The 14,774-nt window shown below is 32.7% G+C and carries 8 protein-coding genes and 2 pseudogenes; 4 read left to right on the forward strand and 6 right to left on the reverse strand.

Annotation, left to right across the window (positions count from 1 at the left end):
• Window positions 1-861 (reverse strand): annotated as a pseudogene (locus SOM12_RS23965) (hypothetical protein); the annotation flags it as partial.
• 689 nt (window positions 862-1,550) lie between these two features.
• On the opposite strand from SOM12_RS23965, the gene SOM12_RS23970 reads away from it, so the two are divergent.
• The 4 genes from SOM12_RS23970 to SOM12_RS23985 all read left to right on the forward strand — a co-directional run bounded on the left by SOM12_RS23970 (window position 1,551) and on the right by SOM12_RS23985 (window position 6,496).
• The gene (locus SOM12_RS23970) at window positions 1,551-2,642 is read left to right on the forward strand and encodes a HAMP domain-containing sensor histidine kinase (protein WP_320495864.1); all 1,092 of its coding nucleotides are present in this window, start codon (window positions 1,551-1,553) and stop codon (window positions 2,640-2,642) included.
• 6 nt (window positions 2,643-2,648) lie between these two features.
• Window positions 2,649-3,977 (forward strand): sigma-54 dependent transcriptional regulator, encoded by a 1,329-nt coding sequence (locus SOM12_RS23975; protein WP_320495865.1) that lies wholly within the window; start codon window positions 2,649-2,651, stop codon window positions 3,975-3,977.
• Window positions 3,978-4,467: 490 nt separating this feature from the next.
• Window positions 4,468-5,448 (forward strand): AraC family transcriptional regulator, encoded by a 981-nt coding sequence (locus SOM12_RS23980; RefSeq protein WP_320495866.1) that lies wholly within the window; start codon window positions 4,468-4,470, stop codon window positions 5,446-5,448.
• A 34-nt stretch (window positions 5,449-5,482) separates the two neighbouring features.
• Window positions 5,483-6,496 (forward strand): AraC family transcriptional regulator, encoded by a 1,014-nt coding sequence (locus tag SOM12_RS23985; protein ID WP_320495868.1) that lies wholly within the window; start codon window positions 5,483-5,485, stop codon window positions 6,494-6,496.
• 67 nt (window positions 6,497-6,563) lie between these two features.
• Here SOM12_RS23985 and SOM12_RS23990 read toward each other — a convergent pair whose 3' ends face one another.
• The 5 genes and pseudogenes from SOM12_RS23990 to SOM12_RS24010 form a co-directional block, all read right to left on the reverse strand.
• Entirely contained in the window at window positions 6,564-8,525 is a 1,962-nt protein-coding gene (locus tag SOM12_RS23990; RefSeq protein ID WP_320495870.1) for an OmpA family protein, read from the reverse strand.
• 37 nt (window positions 8,526-8,562) lie between these two features.
• Window positions 8,563-9,480, reverse strand: coding sequence for a type IX secretion system membrane protein PorP/SprF (locus SOM12_RS23995; protein ID WP_320495871.1), 918 nt, complete (start codon window positions 9,478-9,480; stop codon window positions 8,563-8,565).
• A 19-nt stretch (window positions 9,481-9,499) separates the two neighbouring features.
• A complete protein-coding gene (locus tag SOM12_RS24000; protein WP_320495873.1) occupies window positions 9,500-10,810 on the reverse strand; it encodes a gliding motility-associated C-terminal domain-containing protein in 1,311 nt (436 codons plus the stop codon).
• 324 nt (window positions 10,811-11,134) lie between these two features.
• A complete protein-coding gene (locus SOM12_RS24005; protein ID WP_320495875.1) occupies window positions 11,135-12,553 on the reverse strand; it encodes a thioredoxin-like domain-containing protein in 1,419 nt (472 codons plus the stop codon).
• 421 nt (window positions 12,554-12,974) lie between these two features.
• Window positions 12,975-14,774: pseudogene (locus tag SOM12_RS24010) on the reverse strand (hypothetical protein); the annotation flags it as partial.

A 14,774-nucleotide genomic window follows, 5' to 3' on the forward strand; every position in this document is an offset into this window, starting at 1 on the left:
AGTGACATTCCCTTCTGTTTTGTTGACGATATCCTGAATGATATTTGTTACGGCTGGATTGTTTACAATTGTGCTGAAATTAGTTGTAACATCGCCAACAATGTCTATATTCACAGCTGTACCCGCTTCGTTGGTATAGGTATAAGAGCCAGCGCCATTATTAACAAGTGTGGTGACCGTCTCATTTGCTTTCACGATTGCACTTATATCGATAATTTGCGTATTCCCCGAAGCATCAACATAACTAAACTGGTTTGTGGTAGAGTCAAAAGTAACATTCCCTTCTGTTTTGTTGACGATATCCTGAATGATATTTGTTACGGCTGGATTGTTTACAATTGTGCTGAAATTAGTTGTAACATCACCAACAATGTCTATATTCACAGCTGTACCCGCTTCGTTAGTATAGGTATAAGAACCAGCGCCATTATTCACAAGTGAGGTTACTGTCTCATTTGCTTTTACGATTGCACTTATATCGATAACTTGCGAATTTCCTGAAGAATCAATGTAAGTAAATTGTTGATTAATAGGATTGAAAATAACTGTTCCAGGATTTGAGGCTACTTCACTTGATATTACAATTCTATTCCACTTATTATTATACCAATAGTAATATCCTGGTGTAATATCTGAAATTGTTGCTGCATTAAAGACTAATAAACTATTTACATTGCCATTAGCAATTGTAGTACCGTCTGTAGAGTTTTTTAAATTAACTCTAGGAATTAACACACCTTTATCAGCAGCCACAACTTCTAATTGTGAAGAAGTATTTGGCATTAGAGTTCCAATACCAACCTGAGAATAAGCTGCATAACTACCTAAAAATAAAATTAATGAGAGTAATTTATTCTTCATAAGTCAAACATTAGGGTTATCAATTTATTTATAATAGAAATAAAAGATTTAAGGCAAATAATTTGAGAATAATAAAGACATGGGGTAAAATGGACAAATCTATCTAGCGATATGTATTTGATTCAAATGGCTTGAAATAAATTAAATGAGGAATTTTAGAGCTGATTAGAAACCAATGATTGTGTAAAACTATTCCTCTTTAATTAAAAGAATTATAAAGGTAGTAAAATACTAACATGCTGACTGTTAAATTTTTATTTTTTTTTAATAGAAAAAAACCTATATATATATTTATGGTTTTTCTACTCTATTTTTCTGTTGTTGATAATCTTCAAATCTTATAACATCATAAAAAAATATCAGTCATCGAGTATTTTGTTTTCAAATTATTTCTTTACAACAAAAATATTTGAAACCAGTATTATTCATTTTTTTAGATTATCAAAATAATACATTCCTGCATTTTAAATTCTAATCTTTTTCCTTTTGAACATTTGTATTTTTTTTACAAAAAAGTATGGTCAAAACATACCCTTAAAAGTTAAAAAAGTAATACTATAAGACCATAATTAAAACTTCATCTACCTTATTTTCAAATAATTAACAATTAACTTTCTTTTATTATATAGTCAAAAATATTTATTTATTTTTGGGACCATTTTACAATAAAAAACAAATAATTTCTTACAATGAATTTACAGTTTACAGAAGAAAATCTTAAAGAAAAAATTAAAGAACTCACTTGTCTTTATGAAATTTCTAAGATTATCTCCAAATCTAACTCTATACATATTCAAACGCTCTATGAGATTATTTTTAGCACAAAAAAGGCGTGGCGTTACAATCTTGATGCCGTCGTAGAAATTCATATTTTAGATTACCATCTTTCAACATCTGAGAAAAAAAACTCTAGTATTTTTCAATGTAGCGCACTAAAAATCAAGGATATGAATCCTGGATATATTAAAGTTCATTATCCCTCTGCAAAATATACACAGGATGATTTTAATGAAGATGAACAGAAACTTCTAGATACTATTGCAATAGAAATCGGAAATTATATTGAAAAGTTTCAGACACTGGAAAGAAAAGCACTATTAAGAAGAACCATAGAACGTATGGAACGTCTTTCCTTGCTTGGCGAAATGACTGCAGGAATAGCACATGAGCTAAATACCCCATTAGGTAATATTTTAGGTTTTGCAGAACTTATAAAAGAGCAAAATTCCGATCCAGAAATTAGTGCGGATATTGATATTGTTATTAATTCGGTTATTTATTCTCGGGAGATTGTCAAAAAACTCATGTTCTTTTCTTGCGAAATGCCTCAAAAATTAGAATTACAAGAATTAAAGCCTATTATCGTTTTTGCCTTGTCTTTTCTAAAATCTAATTTTCAGAAAAAAGCAATTAAACATGAATTGATCTTTGAGGATGACACTATAATAGCAAAGGTCGATTCGGTTCAAATTACCCAAGTATTATTTAATCTGCTTATAAATGCTATTTATGCGTCGCCAGAAAAAAGCACTATTAAGATAATAGTAGATCATGACGAAACTAATCTTTATCTAAAAATAGAGGATCAAGGAACAGGGATTCCAGATGCTATAAAAGAAAAAATATTTGAACCTTTTTTTTCAACCAAACCTGTCAATTATGGCTGCGGACTTGGTTTAAGCGTCGTTCATGGCATCATAAAAAATCACAATGGAGAGATTACTCTTCAAAACAATTTTCCAAATGGATCGATTTTTATCATTCGCATCCCTTTATCTTAAAACAAAATGACTTTTAAAAAAGAGAATATACTGGTTGTCGACGACAATAATGATATGCTGGATTTAATTCAAAGACAATTAAAATCTTTCCATTATCGAACTTACAAAGCCTCTTCTGTAAATGAAGCTATTGAAGTCTTAAAAAGCTCAGATATACACTTACTGATCAGCGACCTCAATATGCCCAATATAAACGGAATTGAACTATTAAAATATGCAGAAGAGCACTTTCCAGCAATACCAAAGCTTGTAATATCTGGAATTCCATCTGTGTATAATGTTGTAAACGCAATGAAATCGGGCGCATTAGATTATTTAACAAAACCTTTTACAAGTGAAGAACTTCATAAAACCATTTTAGATTCACTTAAGAAAGGGGCGAGTATTTCTAAAATTTCAACTAATTTTCCAGACCTAAATAATGAAAAATCGTACGCAGGTCTCCATGGAAATTCGAGTCATTTTAGAGATTTAATTGAAATAATAAAACGCGTAAAAGATACAAAGGCAAATGTTCTTATAGAAGGAGAAAGCGGTACTGGAAAAGAAATGATTGCAAGAGCGATCCATTTTACCAGCAAACTTGCAGACCAGCCCTTTATTGTAGTAAACTGCGGAGGAATACACGAAAACCTAATAGAATCTGAATTATTTGGACATATAAAAGGTTCTTTTACAGGAGCTTCAGAAAACCGAGTAGGCTTATTTCAATCTGCCTCCGGAGGCACTATTTTTTTAGATGAAATTGGAGACGCTCCTTTGTCTGTACAGATTAAACTATTGCGCGTTATTCAGGAAAAAGAAATTCTACGAGTTGGCGCAACAAAACCAGAAAAAATAGACGTAAGGATTTTATGTGCCACAAACAGCAATCTGGAAGATATGGTTGTAAAAGGTACTTTCAGAGAAGATTTATATTATAGAATAAATGTTATTTCTATTAGAACTGTTCCTTTACGAGATCGAAAAGAAGATTTATTGACATTAATTCATCTTTTTATAGAAAAGTACTCTCATGAATATAATAAATTAAACGTTCAAATAAATGAAAAAGCAATTGAAATTCTAATGAGATACAATTGGCCAGGAAATATAAGAGAACTTGAAAATGTGATTCATAGATTGGTTATTATGAGCGATGATACGATCACTTTGGATCATATTCCAGAAAATTTAAAATATCATATCCATTCTTCAGATACAGTTTTTAAGTCTTTAAAAGAATATGAAAAAGAGCAAATATTAAAAGTCTTAGCCGCCGTAAATAATAACAAAACAAAAGCAGCACAAATCCTGCAAATTGACAGAAAGACTTTAACCCAAAAAGTTCTTTAAAAACGGGTACATACTCCTCACCCGTTCATAATCTACCCTAGGCAATTTAAACGTTTTAAAACTAACGATAATACAATTTACTGATTTACAAATTAATATAAAAAGAGGCATACTGTTTGCCCCAAAAAGCCTAAAATGTATTAAAATAAATCAAATTAATTAAAAAACAGTCTAAGGTGAAACCAATATTAAACTTCATTTCGATTACATATTGCCAGCATGTTAAAGAAATTGAGAATAGATTCTCCAGTAAATTCAAGTTTATATCTTTAGTACTTCCAAAAATTATAAGTGCAGTGTTTTTATTAGAAATAAAGAACCAAACAGCGTTGTAATACAGATTGGCTAATTGCAAATTTTACCGCATACTGCTTGGTGTTTTACAAGTTATTAACAATTACAACATCACTAATTATCAATAACTTATAAAACAAAAAAGACATTTAATTTCTTAAAAAATCTTAACTTTATAACACAAATCCACATTTCCATGAAAATAATTAAACATTATTACGATGCAGATCTTTCTTGGGTAGAGCATTATACTGCACAAATTGGAGGAAAAATTGAAGGTAACTTTATCAGACTCCCTGAGGATTCCCAAACGGGAACACGATATTTTTTAGACTGTGGCGATGGTATTCTAGCCTATTACATCAATGTAGAATATAAAAGAAACTACCAGTTAATACAACAAAATTTGAATCAAGATTTTGTTGGATTTTATTACAACTTAACAGAAGGGGAAGCTACCGTAAACACAGACCACTTTATGTACAATGTCGGCAGATGGAATTACAATCTAGCGGTTATTGATGGATCGTTGGACTCAGAATATAATGTCAAGAAAGGGAGTAAAACTTTTGCCTTATGTTTTTTTATCAAAAAAAGCATGTTAAAGGCTTTTACTCAAAAGAATGGTATTGTAATTCAGAATATTGACTCTTTACTTGATCCAAAAGAAAATACGATAATTCGGTTTGACAGAATGACCAGCGAAAGCTATCATATTTTAAATGATTTGAGAAAGCTGCCAGTTGGGGGATCTATTTTCGATCTGCATTTAAAAGGCACTGTCCATTTATTAATTTCAAATTACCTAAAAAAATTAGCTACAAAAAAAATCATCGCACAAACCGTTAACAAAGAAGACTTAGAACATATTATTGCGATACAAATGTACTTAATTGAGCATATTAGAGATCATTTTCCAAGTATAACACAGATGGCCAAGATGGCTAATATGTCTGAATCAAAATTTAAAACCTTATTTAAGAAAATAACAGGAAATACGGCCAATGTTTTTTTCATGGAAAACAAATTATTACTTGGTAAAGAACTTCTTGAAAACAAACAGCTGACGATTTCTCAGATTTCAGATGAACTAAATTTTACTAATAACTCTTATTTCGCATCAAAATTTAAAGAACATTTTGGGTTGTCTCCTAAAGCATTTTACAAACAATTGTAAAGGAGTGCCAATAATTAATCGTAATAAATAGTCTATGAGAAAATTTACGCATTCCTACACTTTAACTCCAGAATGGCAATATGATTTAGTGAAACAATTGGGTATAGAGCTATTAGATGATAAACTGATCATTGTACCCAAAGATATAGGCAAAGGCTTTTTTTATTTTTCTCAAGTAATGGAGGGTATTTCAGTCGTGTATGCCGATTTAACAGCAAAAGTGCCTATCAAACTAACACGGCAAAAATCTAACAATGAAATTTTCATTTTTCATTTTGATTTAAGCGAGCACATCAATCTTATTAAGATTAATAATATTGATTATGAAATAGGCTCTTTTAATCAATTGGATCTTGCGATACTTGACAATGAAATCGAAAGTTCTTTCAAGCCTTCTGTGAATGAACGAACAATTGCTTTAAGATTGTTAATTGACAAAAAACTCTTGCATGATTTTATTCAGGAGTTTGAAAAAAAAGAAAATTATTTTGTAAAAAGCAAAACAAACAAAAAAACATTCTACCACTATGGCAATATTGACAGCAATAGTATATTGTTAATTCAATCTATAAAACAGAAATCAGTTCGTGACTTAGCTTTTGATTCTTTTATAAAAGGTATTTCCTTAAAAATATTAGGCAATTTTTTTAATAAATTTTACGAAACAAAAAATAAAAGCGTGCCTCTTACCGAAATTGAAAACGAGGCAATTGAGAAGACGAAGAACTATTTATTAAATAATTTATACGGACCATTTCCTTCCTTAACTTTCTTAGCAAGTATGGCAGGAATGTCGGCTTCTAAATACAAAAGTCTTTTTAAAACGCGTTACAACAATACGCCAAAAAATTTATTTATAGAAGAAAAAATAAATCTTGCCCAAAAGCTCCTTAGAAGTGGAGAATATACTACTCTAACTGCAGTTATGCATGAACTTAATTATACCAAACTCAGCTATTTTTGCACTAAATATTTTGAACAGCTCAAAAGAAAACCCACTGATGATTTTGTAAAAAAACACCTAGACCCAATAAAAAATGAATCTTAAAAAAATAGTATTAAAAAAGCTGCTGGTAATATTTCTATTAACCAACAGCTTTTTTTAAAGAAGAAAATTATTTAAAGTTTATAATAAACTCTGAACGTCTATTTAATTCATGTTCTTTCTCTGAACAAATCACGCCATTAGAACAATGGTTTAGTAAATGTGTTTCTCCAAATCCTTCTCCACTTATCCTTTCTTGTTCAATACCTGAATTAACGATATAATCAACTGTAGCTTTCGCTCTATTCTCAGATAGTTTCATATTAAATTCATCTCTTCCTCTACTATCTGTATATGAATTAACTTTAATAGATATGTTTGGACGATCTTTCATTAAAGCTACTACTTTATTCAATTCTTTCTTAGATGATTGTCTTATGTTGTAACCATTCAAGTCAAAATAAATAGGATTTAATTTCAATTTATCTGTTAAATCATCTCCGTCTTTAATTTTTACTTTTTCACCATCAACAACAACTTCCATTTCTTTAGTGATTTCGAAACTAATTTCTTTTTTCTCTAAAGGTTTTAATTGTTCTGTATTTTCTGTTTTATCAGCATAAGAAGTTTTTGTATACAATGCTCTGTAATTTTGATATGGATCTACAGCAATTTTGTAATTCCCTTCATTGTCAGTTGTAGTTGTTCCAATACTTTCATCATTTGAATTAAACACTTGAACATTAAAACCAGTAACTGGTTTACCGTTTTCTGTAATTGTTCCAAAAATCAGTGATCTAATATCAAAATCAAAAATTACAGGTTTATTTTCTGTGAAACTATAAATGTCATCATTCCCTGCTCTATTTGAAGAGAAATAACCTTTTTTATTTTCATTATTAATAGCATAAGCAAAATCATCCGAACTTGTATTTACTCCATCTCCCAGATTTACGACATGGTATTTTCCTTCACTGTCTTTCATTGCAGCAAATACATCAAGTCCACCTAATCCAGGATGACCGTCTGAAGCAAAATATAAAACACCTTTTCCATCCATATAAGGATAAGTTTCGCGTCCTGGTGTGTTAATTTCATCACTTAGTCTAGTAACGTCATTGCTTACTAGGCTCCCTTTTTTTAAACTTACCACATACAAATCTGAGTTGCCAAAACTATTGTTGCGATCAGATACAAAATACAGCTGCGATTCATCTGGGCTAAGTGCTGGATGCGCTGAAGAAAAACCGTCACTATTTATTGGATAAGGCAATTCTTTTACATTTTTCCACTCTCCCTTTACATTTTCTGCAACATATATTTTTAGAAAATTAGCCCCATTTTTATCTGCTCCTAATTTTCCATCAATAAAATTGTTTCTTGTAAAATACATGTATTTACCATCTTTTGTTACTGCTGCACTACTCTGATGGTATTTGGTATTTACATCTCCTTTAATTAATGCCGCATCTTCTAATCCTCCATCTGCAGTAATATTAGCCGAGTACAATTTCATAAATGACTTTTCATTCCAGCTGTGCTTTCTTTTGATTACTACTCCAGTATCTTTTGCTGATGCAAATATTACTTTATCTTTCCCATCAAAAGCAGTTCCAAACTCAGAAACTGGTGTATTGATAGTAACAGGCTTAAAGCTATAACGTCCTGACTCTTTTTGAATATCAGCCATTAATTTTTGCTCTTTCCAATTTTCACTACCGTCCTTTTTACCCGTTACAGCATAATATTTTTTTACAACAGCACTCGCTTCATTGTATTTTTTTGTATTGTTAAGAGCCTGAGCATATCTAAAATAAAACTCTGGATCTACAGATTGTCCAGAATTAAAAACTTTTGAATAAGCTTCTGCCGCTTCGGGATATTGTCCGTTAAAATAATAGCTGTTACCTAATTTTGTATAAACTTCTAAAGAAGAATTTCCTTTATCAACCAGATTTTTATACAGCTTGGCCGCCTCAATAAAAGCAAACTTATTATAAGTTTCATTTGCTTTTTCAATTTTTTTATCCTGTGCCTTTACCACTCCTATTTGAATTAAGCAAATACAAATTGCGGTTAGTACAGTTCTCATCTTATTAGATATCATTTTTTATCCTAGTTTTTGGTTATTAAAAGAATCTTGGTGTAACCAATCTGTATTTGGTTCCAGAAAATAAGTCGAAACGAAGGAAAATTTCGTGAGACCCTGAATTGTAGTTTCCTATTTTCTGCGTATCGTAATCGTAAGCGTATCCAATATTCAAACCTGATGTTACCTGAAATCCTGCCATAGCACTTACGGCTGCATCCCATCTGTAGGCTGCTCCTAAAGTTAATTTTTCATTGAATAAAAAGTTTGCAGACAAATCAACTGCCAATGGCGCACCGCTAACCATCTTTACCATTGCAGCCGGCTTGAATTTTAGATTATCATTTAAATCAAATACATAACCTCCCATTGCATAAAAGTGCATTTTTTGAGAAGCCACAGATACTTTTACGTCATCATAGAATTTGGTTTCCAAAATCATTGGCACTGATAAACCTGCATACCATTTTTCTGAATGGAAGTAAGCCCCTGCTCCAAAATTTGGAGAATTTTTAGTTAAGTTTCCTGACAAATATGGATCTTCCGGATTCAATACATTTAGCTTATTATAGTCAACCTGCATAAAATTGCCTGATGCGCTAATACCCAAAGACAAAAACGTATCTCCTGAAAGTTGTATTGGATAAGAATAACTTGCCGTTACGGTTGTTTCTTGTGATGGTCCAATTTTATCACTGATTACAGACAACCCTAAACCTTGTCCGTTTTCTGTTATAGGAGATTCAATAGAAAAATTGGCTGTTTTTGGAGCTCCGTCCAGTCCTACCCACTGTGTTCTATACAACCCAAATATGCTTGGTATACCGCGGGTTCCCGTATAACCTGGATTTATTGTCATCGTATTATACATGTATTGTGTATACTGCGACTGCTGTTGCGCAGAAACTTCTAAAATCCCTACAAACAACAAGATTAATAGATATGAAATCTTTTTCATTAGTTCTTACTTCTTTTAATTATTGGTTATTGATATATAAATAACCTGTTCTCTCTTTTACTTTGTTACCAGTATTATATTTCAGTATGTAGAAATATGTTCCTGTTGGAAGTTTATCGCCCCTCTTTATCGTTGCACGTCCGTCAGAATATCCTCTAAACATGTTATCGGTTTCATTGTAAGACTTAGCATCATAAACTTTAACTCCCCATCTGTTGTAAATCTCCACTTGGTTATCAGGGAATCTATCAATTCCTTTGATCACAAAGCTGTCATTTAAACCATCATCATTTGGTGAAATTGCATTATATATAACAACATCTTCTGGTTCTGGTGTTGGTTTCTTTACCAAAGCCATAGTAAAAAGCCCGTAGCCGCTTACCTGTGCTGTTAATAATTTCTCATAAGGCTTTCCTGCTAGAGGAGCACTAATATCTCCTCCTTCGTTTATCCATTTACCAGATGCGCTGTCCCAGCGTGTTATTACCACCTGATACGTATCGCTTTCATTAAAGTATTCTGCAGGTGTTGTGCGATTATCCATTGTTAAACTCAAGATAATTTTGTTTGCGCCCTGATCTTTAGTTATTTCCCAATATTCATTCTTATTTATCTCTAGGATTTTTTCATCTCTCTGATCGTGAGAATGGATAAGGTTGGAATTCTTATTAAAGTATTGTGTTGTGTAAATATCCCCTTCATTAGTGCCTGCAGCATGATAAGAAGGTCTAAAATAATTTCCTGCTCCAACTGGGAATTCAAATGCAGCAAGACCATCTTTTTCTACCTGGCCGTCTACAAAACTTAGATCGCTCGTGAGTGTATGAGTTGCTTTTTCTCTAAAAATTACTTTACCGCCATAATCACCAGCAAGTACAACGCCTTTTTTAAATTCTGAATTACCTCCTACGGCTATCTTACCAGATAAATGAAAAGGCACTAGAGAAGATACATTTTCAAAAAAAGTATTTTTAAAATTAGAAACCTGAGTTCCTTCTATAAACTGATCGTCTGAACCATTAAAAAATGTAGAACCGTTTTGGCTGTCTGTATAAGTAACTAAACCGTCATTCTTCCAGTTTTGAAAAATATATAGGTTTCCATCATTTACAAAATCTCCCGTTGGCGCATTTTCATAATCCATATAAACAGCCATGATAGTACTAGGAGCAATTTTCACATCGCCGGAATTAACAACTTGTGCATATCCTGAAGAAGATACAATGGCAAAGAAACCAGCATAATACAACAAAGCATTTTTGTTTTTTTGATCCTTTACAGGTTCTTTTTTTTCTGGTATTCTATATAAATTAGTATTTTTTTTCATCATTTTATTTACTTTACAGATTATATTAAATAACACAACAAAATTAGATCAATACCAAAACTCACTTATCCCGTAAAAGTCTTTGTTGTATTAAAATAAGGTCATTTTATAAGTGAAGAATTTAACCTCGTAAAACACAACAAATTGTATTACGATGTGTTTTATATTGTTCAAATAGATTTTTGTTTTTGTGGCAAATCAATATCTTAAATTTTACCAGTCAAAAAATAAAAAACGAGGAAGCATACGCTTCCTCGTTTTTTAGAAATTCAAAACAAATCTGTTTTCTATATAATCTAGATTGTAAAGATTAAACTTTAAACTTTGTTACTGTTCATTGAAGTGATTGATCAATTGCTTGTAGTTGACATCCTTTAAAAGAACTTTTTTATTTTCATCCAACAGATAGATTGAAGGAATATTATCGAGCCAATAATCAGTTCTAATTTTAACAAAATCGGAATCTCCCCAGACATTAATCCAATTTTTTGGAAAGCTATTTTCATTAATATACTTATTCCATTCTGCTTTATCATTATTAACATATATGCCTAAAATAGTAATATCTTTGGGTGCGGTGTTACTCAACCACTCTTTCACAACAGGAGTTACTTGCATACATCTTGAACAATCGGGATCAAAAAAATAAAGTACTGTATATTTTGATTTTATATTTCTCAAAGATTGTTTTATCCCTTTTTGATCTTTTAAAGGAAGATCAGCTGCCAGACTGCCTATGCTGTTTTTTTTTATATATGAAATCCTTGAATTAATTATATCTTTTCTCCAATCTGGAGTAAAAGCTTGGTTTCGCTCATTTTGAAGGATGTAAATACCTATTTCTTCATTAAAAAAATCACTTTGTTTTATTAAATACATATTTAATAAAGCCTCTTGAATTACGTGATAAGCATCTGGATTTACAGACGCTTTGGTTAGCAAATCATTTATAGCCTCTTTTGAATTTGTAGTATCTTTTATATGAAACAAACTCATGTACTGACCTGTTTTACCATACAAATAAGGCGTGTTAAGCAGCATATTATCATTAAAATCTACTCCTTCCCAATAATGCTGACGAATAAATTTTATAGCATTTTGATATTCTTTTTCCTCTATTTTATATATTAAATGTTCTGCGCTCCAAGCCATATCAGGAATTGGCAAAGTATTGTTACAAGCAACCAATCTTGCAAGTACAGATCCTTTGTATGCATTTGCTATACGCATACCATAGTCATATAATATTTGTTGTTCAGCAATTACTTTATTTCTTATTTTTTTTCGCTCAATACTATCAAATGTGTTAAGAAATTCTTCTTCTAGAAAATGTTGTCTGCCATAGAACTGCTTTGCTGATTGCATAAAAGAAACATAGGCATTGTTTTGTTCGCTATCTTTAAAAACAATGTTCTGATTATGACCGTAATAATGCAACTCAATATCTCTTTTTTCTTCTTCTGAATATAAAATAGTTACAGGATTATTATTTAATGCTTTTGGCATCCTGAATACATAAACTCCTTCTTTTGCTGTATTGCTTGTGTCTTTTACTACTATTTTTCCAGATTCTTCCGCAATTGCAGTTTTCAATAATAATGGCATTGCATTTTTATAGCCATACAATGTACAAGTATCTCCTTTTTGCACCTCTTCATTTTTCAAAATGAGTGTATGTTGTGCTGTTATTTTTTGCACTAGTAAAAAAAATACTAAGAGTATAATATTTAAGTGAGATTTTCTCATTATACAGAGTGTTTTAAAAAAAACTGTCCTTGAGTGAACTCAAGGACAGTAAATTTATTAATTATATTTTCAATTGTGATGTATTTTCTTTAAAATTAGAAAATAAATACCTGTATTACTCTATTAGCAGGACTTACAACTAAATTTGTGTAATGTTGTCATTTGGGCCGATGTGAATTTAGGTGGCATAAAACCTTTCGTACCGTTTTTAGACAGAACTTCTAAGGTTGCATTGGGGTCTCCTTTTTGCGAGCCTCCAATAACTACTGACTCATTTACCTGCGCAAAAGACTGCATTAAAGCAAAGGCCATTAGCAATGTAAATTATATTCTTTTCATTGTTGTAATTTTTATTAAAATTTCTAATTAAGAAGTATTAAATACCGGTCATTTGCATGACCGGTTTTTATACTATTAAATATTATAATGTAGATGTTATTACGTACCAATCAGTACCATCTGATTGCAAGGTAATTTTCAAACTACCATTAGTCTCACCTCCAAATGCACTAGCTGCTATGTAAGATAAACTTGAATCGTCAGAGTATATTACACTTGTATTGAATTTAACTGTGTAAGAAGTTGTTAACTGACTCATCACCAATATTCTTCCTTTATTTTCTGATGCTACTGGAAGAGTAATTGTAATATCTTTCGTCAGTTTTCTGGCAATAATAGTGTAATCATCTGGCGTTAACGTATAATCGTCACTTGTCACATGAATTCCCATAACATTGTTTTTAGCTGGTGCTTTCCATTCTACATTTATTGCACCTTGTTCATCTTTAATTGTCGTTAATACGTCACCTTCAACTTCTGATGGCACTATATTTACAGTAGCATCAGTAAATGTTGCTCCTAAACCTGTTACTGCTAAAACTTTATCTGAAGTTGTAGTAGTAATATCTTTAAGGTTTATCGTAGATACAACTTTATCTTCTGCAGTGTAATTCAGTGTTTTTGCAGTAGGATTATGCGCTAATGTTGTTAGCGTTTCTGCATCACCCACTAAATCAGTCATAGTAAGGCTATTTTCAACACCATTTTCATTCTTATAAATTAAAGATTTTGATGCTTCAACATAGCTTAATGACGTTACTGTTTCTTTAAGTGAAGCTGGATTTCCTGATACATCTGTATAAGTAGCAATGTCATGTCCTGTAGTTACCACTGGTACAAATGAAATTACGCCATCTGTTCCTGTATCTCCTTTAAGGCCTGCAACATACTCGTTCATGTCTTTTCCGTCGTTTCCAGGAAGCTCTTTCCAGATCTCGAATGCCGACTTACCGTCTGCTCCCGTGTCCCCTTTAAGGCCTGCAACATACTCGTTCATGTCTTTTCCGTCATTGCCAGGAAGCTCTTTCCAGATCTCGAATGCCGACTTACCGTCCGCTCCCGTGTCTCCTTTAAGGCCTGCAACATACTCGTTCATGTCTTTTCCGTCGTTTCCAGGAAGCTCTTTCCAGATCTCGAACGCCGACTTACCGTCCGCTCCCGTGTCCCCTTTAAGGCCTGCAACATACTCGTTCATGTCTTTTCCGTCGTTTCCAGGAAGCTCTTTCCAGATCTCGAATGCCGACTTACCGTCCGCTCCCGTATCCCCTTTCAAGCCCTGAACATATTCGTTCATGTCTTTTCCGTCGTTTCCAGGAAGCTCTTTCCAGATCTCGAACGCCGACTTACCGTCCGCTCCCGTATCCCCTTTCAAGCCCTGAACATATTCGTTCATGTCCTTTCCGTCGTTTCCAGGAAGCTCTTTCCAGATCTCGAATGCCGACTTACCGTCCGCTCCCGTGTCTCCTTTAAGGCCTGCAACATACTCGTTCATGTCTTTTCCGTCGTTTCCAGGAAGCTCTTTCCAGATCTCGAACGCCGACTTACCGTCCGCTCCCGTGTCCCCTTTAAGGCCTGCAACATACTCGTTCATATCTTTTCCGTCGTTTCCAGGAAGCTCTTTCCAGATCTCGAACGCCGACTTACCGTCCGCTCCCGTGTCTCCTTTAAGGCCTGCAACATACTCGTTCATGTCTTTTCCGTCGTTTCCAGGAAGCTCTTTCCAGATCTCGAATGCCGACTTACCGTCCGCTCCCGTATCCCCTTTCAAGCCCTGAACATATTCGTTCATGTCCTTTCCGTCGTTTCCAGGAAGCTCTTTCCAGATCTCGAATGCCGACTTACCGTCCGCTCCCGTATCCCCTTTCAAGCCCTGAACATATTC

Source organism: Flavobacterium sp. CFBP9031, assembly GCF_034044945.1.
In the GTDB taxonomy this organism is placed as follows: domain Bacteria; phylum Bacteroidota; class Bacteroidia; order Flavobacteriales; family Flavobacteriaceae; genus Flavobacterium.